The 11209-nt window shown below is 41.0% G+C and carries 10 protein-coding genes and 1 tRNA gene; 3 read left to right on the plus strand and 8 right to left on the minus strand.

From position 1 onward, the window contains the following. Nucleotides 1–25: 25 nt before the first annotated feature. Nucleotides 26–913, plus strand: coding sequence for an HTH-type transcriptional activator IlvY (gene ilvY, locus AACV01_RS01935; RefSeq protein WP_004246362.1), 888 nt, complete (start codon nucleotides 26–28; stop codon nucleotides 911–913). Here the strand turns inward: ilvY and ilvA are convergent. The 6 genes from ilvA to ilvL all read right to left on the minus strand — a co-directional run bounded on the left by ilvA (nucleotide 899) and on the right by ilvL (nucleotide 7492). Further along, the gene (ilvA, locus tag AACV01_RS01940; RefSeq protein ID WP_161682335.1) at nucleotides 899–2473 is read right to left on the minus strand and encodes a threonine ammonia-lyase, biosynthetic; all 1575 of its coding nucleotides are present in this window, start codon (nucleotides 2471–2473) and stop codon (nucleotides 899–901) included. The two genes, ilvY and ilvA, sit on opposite strands and share 15 nt — an antisense overlap. A 3-nt stretch (nucleotides 2474–2476) precedes the next feature. After that, the gene (gene ilvD / locus AACV01_RS01945) at nucleotides 2477–4327 is read right to left on the minus strand and encodes a dihydroxy-acid dehydratase (RefSeq protein ID WP_004249676.1); all 1851 of its coding nucleotides are present in this window, start codon (nucleotides 4325–4327) and stop codon (nucleotides 2477–2479) included. A 72-nt stretch (nucleotides 4328–4399) separates the two neighbouring features. Further along, nucleotides 4400–5326, minus strand: a complete 927-nt coding sequence (locus AACV01_RS01950; protein ID WP_004246365.1) for a branched-chain amino acid transaminase — start codon at nucleotides 5324–5326, stop codon at nucleotides 4400–4402. Between the two features lie 10 nt (nucleotides 5327–5336). Then, a complete protein-coding gene (gene ilvM, locus AACV01_RS01955) occupies nucleotides 5337–5615 on the minus strand; it encodes an acetolactate synthase 2 small subunit (RefSeq protein ID WP_161682337.1) in 279 nt (92 codons plus the stop codon). Next, complete coding sequence (gene ilvG / locus AACV01_RS01960) at nucleotides 5612–7261, minus strand: acetolactate synthase 2 catalytic subunit (protein WP_004246367.1); 1650 nt, start codon at nucleotides 7259–7261, stop codon at nucleotides 5612–5614. The genes ilvM and ilvG overlap by 4 nt, the downstream gene beginning before the upstream one ends. Before the next feature lie 129 nt (nucleotides 7262–7390). Next, entirely contained in the window at nucleotides 7391–7492 is a 102-nt protein-coding gene (gene ilvL, locus AACV01_RS01965) for an ilv operon leader peptide (RefSeq protein WP_017827031.1), read from the minus strand. Nucleotides 7493–7936: 444 nt separating this feature from the next. On the opposite strand from ilvL, the gene AACV01_RS01970 reads away from it, so the two are divergent. Beyond that, nucleotides 7937–9469, plus strand: coding sequence for a YifB family Mg chelatase-like AAA ATPase (locus tag AACV01_RS01970; protein ID WP_004249679.1), 1533 nt, complete (start codon nucleotides 7937–7939; stop codon nucleotides 9467–9469). Between the two features lie 47 nt (nucleotides 9470–9516). Here the strand turns inward: AACV01_RS01970 and AACV01_RS01975 are convergent, their stop codons facing one another. Then, a complete protein-coding gene (locus AACV01_RS01975) occupies nucleotides 9517–9855 on the minus strand; it encodes a DUF413 domain-containing protein (RefSeq protein ID WP_004246370.1) in 339 nt (112 codons plus the stop codon). Nucleotides 9856–9970: 115 nt separating this feature from the next. Between AACV01_RS01975 and hdfR the strand changes: the two genes are divergently transcribed. Continuing rightward, a complete protein-coding gene (hdfR, locus tag AACV01_RS01980; RefSeq protein ID WP_004249680.1) occupies nucleotides 9971–10795 on the plus strand; it encodes an HTH-type transcriptional regulator HdfR in 825 nt (274 codons plus the stop codon). Nucleotides 10796–11065: 270 nt separating this feature from the next. Here the strand turns inward: hdfR and AACV01_RS01985 are convergent. Continuing rightward, nucleotides 11066–11141 (minus strand) — tRNA-Trp (locus tag AACV01_RS01985). Nucleotides 11142–11209: the final 68 nt, after the last annotated feature.

The following is an 11209-nucleotide window of genomic DNA, read 5'->3' on the forward strand; positions in this document are numbered from 1 at the left end:
TTACTATTTACCTAGGCGGCTGACCATGGATATTCGCGATCTCAAACTCTTCTTACATCTTGCTGAAAGTTGCCATTTCACCAAGACTGCGCAAGCCATGCACGTCAGTCCATCCACACTTTCACGTCAGATCCAGCGTCTTGAAGAACAACTAGGGCATCCACTTTTTTTGCGTGATAACCGCCAAGTCACACTGACTGATGCAGGGGAGCAACTTAAACGTTATGCTCAACACACCTTATTGCAATATAAGCAACTCAAACATACGCTAAACCAGAACAGTCCCAGCTTGTCTGGAGAGCTACGTCTATTTTGTTCAGTCACTGCAGCTTATAGTCACCTTCCGCCGATCCTTGACCGTTTTCGTGCGGAAAATCCCTTAGTCGAGATAAAATTGACTACCGGTGATGCCGCAGATGCTGTGGATAAAGTTATCTCAGATGAAGCCGATTTAGGTATTGCAGGAAAACCAGAGAAGTTGCCTGAAAATATCTGCTTTGAGAAAATAGGCGAGATCCCCTTAGTTCTTATTGCCCCTGCTCTACCGGGTAATGTTCGACACCTTGCTACACAAGAAAAACCGGATTGGCTCAATATTCCCTTTATCATTCCTGAACACGGCCCATCACGACAGCGCATTGCTTTATGGTTTAAACGCCATCGAATTCAAAATCCTCTTATTTATGCCACTGTTTCAGGGCATGAAGCGATTGTTTCAATGGTTGCTCTTGGTTGTGGTATCGCACTTATTCCGCAAGTTGTCGTCGATAACTGCCCTGAGCCGGTACGAAACCGTATCTCTTTGCTCGATAATATATCGCTGGTAGAACCCTTTGAACTTGGCGTTTGTGGTTTACACAAACGCCTTCAAGAGCCTGTGATCAGTGCGTTTTGGCGCCTACTCCACCACTAAGCTGGCTGTTTGTGGTGAAAGAAATAACTGAAAAGACGGATTTCCTGTCTCATCATGATATTCATAACCTAACGCATCTAAATGCCGTTCAAAACGCCCTTCCGTTTCAGGTAACTCAAACGCCACCAGCACACGGCCATAATCAGTACCATGGCTTCGGTAATGAAATAGCGTAATATTCCAGTAAGTCCCTAATGTTTTAAGAAACTTCATTAATGCACCCGGTGCTTCTGGAAACTCAAAGCTAAACAGACGCTCTTTTAATGGCTGGTTAGGGCGACCACCGATCATATAACGCACATGCAATTTTGCCATCTCATCATCGGAGAGATCGGAGACTTGATAACCCGCCTCCGTTAGCTGTTGCACGATTTCCTTACGCTCTTGTAGCCCTTGGCTTAAACGCACACCGACAAAAATACGTGCATTTTCTGGATCGGCATCGCTATAACGATAGTTAAATTCAGTAACAACACGTTGTCCTAAAATTTGGCAAAAACGCAAAAAACTACCCTTTTGTTCGGGAATTGTAACGGCAAATAGCGCTTCTCGTTTTTCACCTAGTTCACAACGTTCCGAAACATAACGTAAGCCATGGAAATTGACATTAGCGCCAGACAGTACGTGGGCTAAACGTTCCCCTTTGATCTGATGCTCCTCAACATATTTTTTTAGCCCTGCTAATGCTAAAGCACCAGAAGGCTCTGCAATAGCGCGTACGTCCTCAAACAGATCTTTTACAGCGGCACAAATTGCATCACTATCAACGGTTATCACATCATCAACATACTTTTGGCATAAACGGAAGGTTTCATCGCCAATACGTTTGACAGCGACACCTTCGGCAAATAATCCAACGCGAGGTAACTCAACAGGATGTCCTGCTTCTAACGCTGCTTTTAAACAAGCAGCATCTTCTGCCTCAACACCAATGATCTTTATTTCAGGCATCAGTTGTTTAATTAATACAGCAACCCCAGCAATTAAACCGCCGCCGCCAACAGGTACAAAAATACGATCAAGATGGACGTCCTGTTGTAACAGCTCCATTGCTAATGTTGCTTGCCCTGCAATCACAGCGGGATGATCAAAAGGAGGCACAAAGGTATATCCCATCTCTTTTGCCAAAGCGATGGCTTTTGCTTTTGCTTCATCAAAGTTAGCCCCATACAACAATGCTTCACCACCAAACTGGCGTACGGCATCCACTTTGATATCCGCCGTTGCAATAGGCATTACAATTAATGCTTTTACGCCCATTCGATTAGCTGATAACGCCACCCCTTGGGCATGATTTCCCGCTGATGCAGTAACCACCCCTTTTGCCTTTTGCTCCGGCGTTAACCCTGCAATCATGTTATAAGCGCCACGCAGTTTAAAGCTATGTACCGGTTGTCGGTCTTCTCGTTTAACTAAAATGGTATTTTCTAGACGCTGAGAAATTTTTGCCATCTCTTGCAAAGGTGTCACGACAGCAGCTTCATAAACAGGCGCACTTAATGCGGCTTTTAAATATTCAGCACTACTGGGTGCTGAAGTTAAAGGTCTAAAGGCTGCCATGAGTTAGCCCCCTAGTTTAGATTTGTCACGTACAGCACCTTTGTCTGCACTGGTTGCTAAAGACGCGTAGGCACGTAAAGCAAAAGAGACTTGGCGCTGCCTATCTTTAGGTGTCCACGCTTTATCTCCACGAGCAAGTTGTGCTTCACGACGGGCTGCTAGTGTTTTCTCATCTACCCGTAAGTTAATTTCGCGATTTGGAATATTGATATCAACAATATCCCCTTCTTCCACTAAACCAATGATCCCACCATTTGCCGCTTCCGGTGAAACGTGTCCGATAGATAACCCCGAGGTTCCACCAGAAAAACGTCCATCAGTGATTAATGCGCACGCTTTGCCTAATCCCATTGATTTTAAATATGAGGTTGGATAGAGCATTTCTTGCATACCGGGCCCCCCTTTCGGGCCTTCATAACGGATAATGACCACATCACCCGCAACAACCTTGCCACCTAAAATTGCCTCTACCGCATCATCTTGGCTTTCGTATACTTTAGCAGGGCCACTAAACACTAAATTATCTTCATCCACACCTGCTGTTTTAACAATGCAGCCATCTTGCGCTAAATTACCTGATAACACGGCCAAACCACCATCTTGGCTATAAGCATGCGCTTTACTTCGGATACACCCCTGTTCACGATCGGTATCTAAAGTCGGCCAACGGCAATCTTGTGAAAAAGCTTTTGTGGTACGAATACCTGCGGGACCGGCTTGGTACATTGATTTCACTTGCTCATCTTGGCTTAGCATCACATCATATTGTGCTAATGTTTCAGGCAAACTTAAGCCTAAGATATTATTAACATTGCGATTAAGTAATCCTGCTCTGTCTAATTCACCTAAAATCCCCATCACCCCACCTGCTCGGTGCACATCTTCCATATGATATTTTTGGGTACTTGGTGCCACCTTACATAAATGAGGAACTTGGCGAGAAAGTCTGTCGATATCTTCCATCTTAAAATCAACATCACCTTCTTGCGCGGCAGCTAATAGATGTAAAACGGTATTTGTTGATCCCCCCATGGCGATATCTAAGATCATCGCATTTTCAAATGCTTCTTTTTTAGCGATATTACGTGGTAATGCAGATAGATCATCTTGTTCGTAATAACGTTTAGTTAATTCAACAATACGCTTACCCGCATTAATAAATAATGTTTTACGATCAGCATGGGTTGCTAATAATGAACCATTACCCGGTTGCGATAATCCTAACGCTTCAGTCAAACAATTCATTGAGTTTGCCGTAAACATACCAGAGCATGATCCACATGTAGGGCAAGCAGAACGCTCAATTTGTTCACTATCAGCATCACTGACATTAGGATTAGCCCCTTGGATCATCGCATCAACCAGATCTAACTTGATCAATTGATCAGAAAGCTTAGTTTTACCCGCTTCCATCGGTCCACCAGAAACAAAAATGACTGGGATATTTAAGCGTAAAGACGCCATCAGCATACCCGGTGTGATTTTGTCGCAGTTAGAAATACATACCATGGCATCTGCACAATGTGCATTGACCATATATTCCACAGAATCAGCAATTAACTCACGGGAAGGTAACGAATAAAGCATGCCACCATGTCCCATCGCGATACCGTCATCCACCGCAATAGTATTAAATTCTTTAGCCACACCACCCGCAGCTTCAATTTGCTCTGCAACCAGTTTTCCTAAATCCCGCAAATGCACATGACCGGGTACAAATTGAGTAAATGAATTTACAACTGCGATAATAGGTTTACCAAAATCAGCGTCAGTCATTCCTGTTGCACGCCATAATGCGCGGGCGCCAGCCATGTTGCGACCATGTGTCGTTGTTGCTGAACGGTATTTAGGCATTTTTCACACTCCTGCGATAATAACAGCGAGTAGGGAACGAACTACTCGCTCAATAAATGTATTTAATTATGATTATGGATTGACAGGATCTAACCAGCCGTATTTGTCTTCGGTTTCACCCGTAAACAAACCAAAGAAAGCTTTCTGAATAGCTTTTGTTACTGGACCACAGCGACCAATACCAACTTGAATACCATCAACGCTACGAACTGGTGTAATTTCTGCAGCGGTACCAGACATAAACACTTCATCAGCAAGATAGAGAGATTCACGAGACAGTACTTGTTCACGAATTTCATAACCGAGATCTTTCGCTAATTTAATAATTGCGTCGCGAGTGATCCCCGGTAGCGCAGATGAGGTAAATGGAGGAGTAAAAATAACGCCATCTTTTACTTCAAATAAGTTCTCACCAGCCCCTTCAGAAAGATAACCATGAACATCTAATGCAATCCCTTCTTGATAACCATGGCGACGAGCTTCACTGCCCACTAACAATGAAGAGAGATAATTACCTCCTGCTTTGGCCGCCGTCGGGATAGTATTAGGTGCTGCTCGATGCCAAGAAGAGACCATCGCATCAATCCCTTTATCTAACGCCTCTTCACCTAAATATGCCCCCCATGGGAATGCAGCAATAATGATATCGGTTTTATAACCTTCTGGTGGATTAACCCCCATTCCGACATCACCAATAAAAACTAAAGGACGAATATAAGCGCTGACTAACTGGTTTTTGCGCAATGTTTCACGACAAGCTTCCATTAACTCATCAACACTTTGCGCGACAGGCATACGATAAATTTTGGCAGAATCATGCAATCGTTGCATATGCTCACGATGGCGAAAAACGACAGGCCCTTTATGGGAATCGTAGCAACGTACTCCTTCAAATACAGACGTTCCATAATGTAGTGCGTGAGACATGACATGTACTTTTGCCTCAGCCCATGGAACCATTTCACCGTTGAACCAAATATAATCAGCTTGCTTTGTCATTCTTCTATCCTTACATGGCACTAAGTGCACTTATGAATTGTAATTTTTCTTTTTGTTGTTGATGTAAGACCTGAATACCTGCAACATCAGCTAACTTTGTTAACTGGCTACATAAAAGATCAACAGGTCGTTGACTGCTCACAGTCAGAGCTAAATTAATATAGTTACTTTCTGTGATATTCATATTCATTGAGCATATATGAAAACCACGGTGGCGGATAACTCTCAAGATACGTTCTAAGATCTCTGGACAAAAACGGGCTTCAATTGTGATATCGTGTTGGTTCATTTTGATTTCTCCATCATCTCATCATTGCTTGCGCCCGGCGGGACTAAAGGCCAGACATTCTCTGCATCATCGATAGATACCTGTAATAAATAAGGGCCATCACTGGTTAATAAACATTTAATTGCTTCAGCAACCTGTGCTTTTTCTGTAATACGCTGCCCCGGAATATCAAAAGCTTTTGCCAAAGCAACAAAATCAGGGTTGTCCGTTAAAATGGTTTCACTATAACGTTGCTCAAAAAACAGCTCTTGCCATTGGCGCACCATACCAAGCCGCTGGTTATCCAATAACACCAATTTAATAGGTAATTGCTTACGTTTAATGGTGCCTAACTCCTGCACATTCATCATAAAAGAGCCGTCACCAGAGACACAGATAACACACGCATCAGGTCTAGCTATTTGCGCACCAATAGCCGCGGGGATACCAAATCCCATCGTGCCTAACCCACTAGAAGTAATAAAATTTTCTGGCGCATCAAATGTCATATGCTGTGCTGACCACATTTGGTGCTGTCCAACATCTGTTGTCACAATGCTATTTTCAGGCTTAGCATCAGATAACTGTTTTAACAACAAAGGAGCATAAATTGCTTCACCGGGATGATCATAGCGCCAAGCATATTCAGCGATTAATTGCTGTACCTCTTCTTGCCATGCCTCAATAGCTAACGGTTGAGATAACTTAGGTAATAACACTTTGGCATCACCTAACAAAGCAATATGGGCTTGTTTTAATTTATTAAGCTCTGCGTAATCGATATCGATATGGATCACTTTTGCATTGGGTGCAAAAGTATTTAAACGACCCGTTACGCGATCATCAAAACGAGCACCTACAGCAATTAATAAGTCACTACGTTGAACGGCATAATTAGCAGCTTTTGTACCATGCATACCCAACATACCTAAATAATTGGCATCAAATGCATTAGCACAACCTAACCCTTTCAATGTCGAAACAACGGGGATTTGCGTCTGTTTTACAAAAGATCTTAGCGCCTCAACACCTTGGCTCATTGCTACACCGCCCCCAACATACAAAATCGGCTTTTTCGCTTGTGCTAACATCTGCAGAGCCTGCGCGATTTCGTGTTCGGGATAGGGAAACTCTTGCTCTTGTGGCAATGGATAATCAGCTAAATGTGAAGCATCTGCTAATTGCACATCTTTAGTAATATCAATTAACACAGGGCCTGGACGCCCTTGCTTAGCGATCGAAAATGCTTCTGATACGACTCTTGGCAGTTCATTCACATCAGAAACCAGAAAACTATGTTTGGTGCATGCTAAAGAGAGCCCAAGTACATCCACCTCTTGAAAAGCATCTGTCCCGATTAAATTTGAAGCAACTTGCCCTGTGATAGCAACAACAGGCACAGAATCTAACAATGCATCAGCAAGACCTGTGATGACATTAGTAGCGCCTGGGCCTGATGTCGCGATACAGACACCAGTTGTACCGGTAGAACGAGCAAATCCGATAGCAGCAATAGCGGCTCCCTGTTCATGACGACACAAAACATGTTCGACACCGCCATCATAGAGTGCGTCATACACAGGCATAATCGCACCGCCAGGATAACCAAAGACCGTTTCCACTCGCTGTTTTCGTAATGCTTGAACTAACCACTGTGCTCCATTCATTCTTTCACCCTGCGTCTTAACTTCTTGTTTAATATTAATTTATTTTCTTTTTTATTCTCTTTAAAATCCTTGGCTCAAAAAAAACCCCCGCGCCTTTCGGTGCGGGGGTTTTTCTGAGATCCGGCTAGTTTAGTTAGCCTTTCTTCGTCCTAGTGCAGCCCCGCACAGTGGGTTAATAATCACCACCACGCTGACAATAATTAGGCTAATCACTAGGACGATAGTATTCATAATATTAAAATTCTTTTTCTGTAGTAAAAAATAGTATGTGTTGTGTTCTCTTTCACTCTGTCCTTTTAGAGTTACCATGATATTTTCATGTTGACAATGATTATTTTTAAAATAATTCTAACCACATGAAACATATAGCTATTTTTATCTCTCCATAACGCATCGGAATATAACACTGCTTAATAATTATATTGCAGTGGTTAATACTGAAAGAAAAACCATTAATTTACTATTTATTCTGTTAATAGAAATAATTAAATTCAAAAATAAAAAGTTTCGTATAAATAATAATTTTTTATCCAATAATTATTTTTTAATTTTATTTATTTTCTATATTTTTCAATAAATTAAATATTCACGAGATATCTCTCATTTAATTAACTTCTTATTTAACACCTCAATAAAAATAAATTAAAAAGAGAGAAAATAATGGAGAATAAAAAAATGGCATTAGCAGTAATATATACGCGAGCCTCATTAGGGATCTCTGCACCACTTATTACTATTGAGGCTCATATTAGCCAGGGATTACCAGGACTCACTTTAGTTGGTTTACCTGAAACTGTCGTAAAAGAAGCGAAAGATAGGGTAAGAAGCGCATTAATAAATAGTGGATATAGTTATCCAGCAAAAAGAATTACGATTAATCTTTCACCCGCTGATTTACCTAAAGAAGGAGCCCGCTATGATTTACCCATTGCATTAGCTATCTTAATTGCCTCAGAGCAATTAATCTCTGATAAATTAAATAGTTATGAATTTATCGGTGAGCTTGCACTTTCCGGTAAATTACAAAAAGTGAATGCGGTTATTCCCTCAATTTTAAGCGCCAACAAAGATAATAGAATATCTATCATTTCTATTGAACATCAATCAGAAGTTTCACTCTTACCTAATAAATCCGCGTTATTAGCTAGCCATCTTTTGGATATTTGTCATCATTTAGAAAATAACACCCCATTAATTGAAGCTAAAAACAATATTAATCACAAAACAATTGAAAACCAAAATAATAAAGATATTAGTGATATTATTGGACAAAATAACGCAAAAAGAGCTGCAGAAATCACTGCAGCAGGAAATCACAACATTTTATTTCTTGGCCCTCCTGGCACAGGAAAAACAATGTTGGCACAACGCATTAATACTCTCTTACCTCCACTTACAGCTAAAGAAGCCCTTGATGTATTAATTATCAGTAGCCTATCAAATACGATACATCATGATGGTAAATGGCCTTTACGTCCTTTTAGAGCACCTCATCATACGGCATCTGCCGTTGCTTTAACCGGAGGTGGATCTATTCCTAAACCCGGTGAAATTACACTTGCACACCATGGCATTTTATTTTTAGATGAATTGCCGGAATTTGATAGACGTGTGTTAGATGCACTTAGAGAGCCTCTTGATGCGCGCAAAATTACCATTTCACGTGCTAAAGCCAAAATTAGCTATCCCGCAAATGTGTTACTTGTCGGTGCATTAAATCCAAGTCCTACAGGGCACTATCAAGGTACTCATAATCGAACGCCCGTAAAACAAGTATTACGTTATTTAAGCAAAGTATCGGGACCTTTTTTAGATAGGTTTGACTTATCCGTTGAAATGCCATTATTACCTCAAGGTGCATTACTACAATCGACCCATACAAATGAATCGAGTAGCATCATACGAGCTCGAGTTTTACAAGCCAGAGAACGTCAGTTCCAGCGAAGTGGCAAGCTTAATACTTATTTATCAAGTAAAGAGATTGAGCATTTTTGTCAATTACATACCGAAGATGCAATCTTTCTTGAAGAGACACTGAATAAATTAGGCTTATCTATTCGTGCATGGCATAAAATTTTAAGAGTTTCGAGAACTATTGCCGATCTTGAGAATGAGCAAAAAATACAACGAAATCATCTTATTGAAGCGTTGAGTTTTCGCGCCATGGATAGACTGATGATCTATTTACAAAAACAGTTAGAAGGGTAAGTAAAAAAGGAGCGAAATACGCCCCTTTTAAATTAAAACTAATGATATTAATCATCAGAATCGGTATAGTCATCAGATGGATCGAGCTGTGGCTTTCCACCCGATAAGGTATGAAAACGTTTTGGACGACTTATACGACTGGTATATTTCTTCCAAATTTTTTCTTCAACAGTAGCTGCTTCTCGTTCGCCACGACACATGGCAACAAATAATTTTTCCGCTTCAGTTGCAGGCTCTCGTTTGCCTAAATCAAGTTCATTGAAAGCTTGACCATGACGTTCCAATATCTGGGCTTCCTTGATAGTGAAATCGCCATGACGAGAAAAACCACGCGGATAATGTTTATTGTCAAAAAAACGATTAGTCGTGATAAAACTTTCTGCCATCTGACACACTCCTAATTCTCTATCGTCATACTTATGGCGCGGAGTATTAGGGAGTCATGCGGTTCTGTAAAACAAAATATTTAAATCGTAACGACAAATTTTTTTGGAGATAGATGTGGATACCGAATTACTGAAAACCTTTTTGGAAGTCAGTAAGACAAGACACTTTGGCCGAGCCGCTGAATCTCTTTATTTAACACAGTCTGCGGTCAGTTTTAGAATACGCCAATTAGAAACCCAACTTGGGACAAATTTGTTTACTCGCCATCGTAACAATATTCGCTTAACACTCGCTGGAGAAAGGCTTATCCCTTATGCTGAGTCATTAATGAATACCTGGTTACAGGCAAAAAAAGAAATTAGCCACGCCTCCCAACACTCAGAACTTTCAATTGGTGCGACAGCATCGCTCTGGGACGCTTATCTAACCTCTTGGCTACAAGAGGCTTACTTAGAAAGAAATGAGCTTAGAATTGAATCTAGAGTCTCTACAAGGCAATCTCTAGTAAAGCAACTTCATGCTCGTGAGCTAGATCTGCTTTTTACTACAGAAGCACCCAAAATGGATGAGTTGGAAAGTAAAGTAATTGGCAATATCACATTTCAACTAATGAAAAGAGCATCACACCTGAACCAGCAAAGCGCACAATTTATCAAAATTGAGTGGAGTGCTGATTTGTCACCACTTTCACAAAATAGCTCTGCACCAAAAACAGAACCTATTTTGACAACAAATTCAGCTATGATTGCTTATCAGTTAATGAAAACAACAAATGCCGTTGCTTTTTTACCTACTCATTGGCTCGATTTATATCCCGATCTCTCACCAGCAGCAGTAGAGATCATCCAAAAACCGCTATTTGCTGTATGGCTCAATACTAGTGATCAACAAGTGTTAATTCAGCAACTACTTTCTCAACCTGTCTCCAACCATCAGTAGCATTGTGCTTCAGTCAAATTGATATATCAGTAATAAAATTGATGATTGAAGCACATGTTATTACTAATAACAGACTCAATACCCAGAAAAATATTATGTGAATAATGTTAGATTAATCATTTGGATGATACATAAAGTTATAAATACGATTTAGGATTGGCAGAGTTGGAAGGATTGGAGAAAAATATAGTGGTTTTTATATAACAAAAAGCCCAGTTAATTAACTGGGCTACAAAGTAGTATAAATTTTGTTATTACTTAATTGGTAACTGGCAGGGGCGGAGAGGCTCGAACTCCCAACACCCGGTTTTGGAGACCGGTGCTCTACCAATTGAACTACGCCCCTAAATAGTTGGCGGAACGGACGGGACTCGAACCCGCGACCCCCTGCGTGACAGGCAGGTATTCTAACCA

The sequence above is a fragment of the Proteus sp. G2609 genome, assembly GCF_963896135.1.
In the GTDB taxonomy this organism is placed as follows: Bacteria; Pseudomonadota; Gammaproteobacteria; order Enterobacterales; family Enterobacteriaceae; genus Proteus; species Proteus mirabilis.

Excerpts from the sequence above, each read along its gene's own strand:
- AACV01_RS01975 (WP_004246370.1), bottom strand. The coding sequence starts at position 9,855 with ATGGCAGAAAGTTTTATCACGACTAATCGTTTTTTTGACAATAAACAT.
- AACV01_RS01950 (WP_004246365.1), bottom strand. The coding sequence starts at position 5,326 with ATGACAAAGCAAGCTGATTATATTTGGTTCAACGGTGAAATGGTTCCA.
- ilvD (WP_004249676.1), bottom strand. The coding sequence starts at position 4,327 with ATGCCTAAATACCGTTCAGCAACAACGACACATGGTCGCAACATGGCT.
- ilvY (WP_004246362.1), top strand. The coding sequence starts at position 26 with ATGGATATTCGCGATCTCAAACTCTTCTTACATCTTGCTGAAAGTTGC.
- ilvG (WP_004246367.1), bottom strand. The coding sequence starts at position 7,261 with ATGAATGGAGCACAGTGGTTAGTTCAAGCATTACGAAAACAGCGAGTG.
- AACV01_RS01970 (WP_004249679.1), top strand. The coding sequence starts at position 7,937 with ATGGCATTAGCAGTAATATATACGCGAGCCTCATTAGGGATCTCTGCA.
- ilvL (WP_017827031.1), bottom strand. The coding sequence starts at position 7,492 with ATGAATACTATCGTCCTAGTGATTAGCCTAATTATTGTCAGCGTGGTG.
- ilvM (WP_161682337.1), bottom strand. The coding sequence starts at position 5,615 with ATGAACCAACACGATATCACAATTGAAGCCCGTTTTTGTCCAGAGATC.
- ilvA (WP_161682335.1), bottom strand. The coding sequence starts at position 2,473 with ATGGCAGCCTTTAGACCTTTAACTTCAGCACCCAGTAGTGCTGAATAT.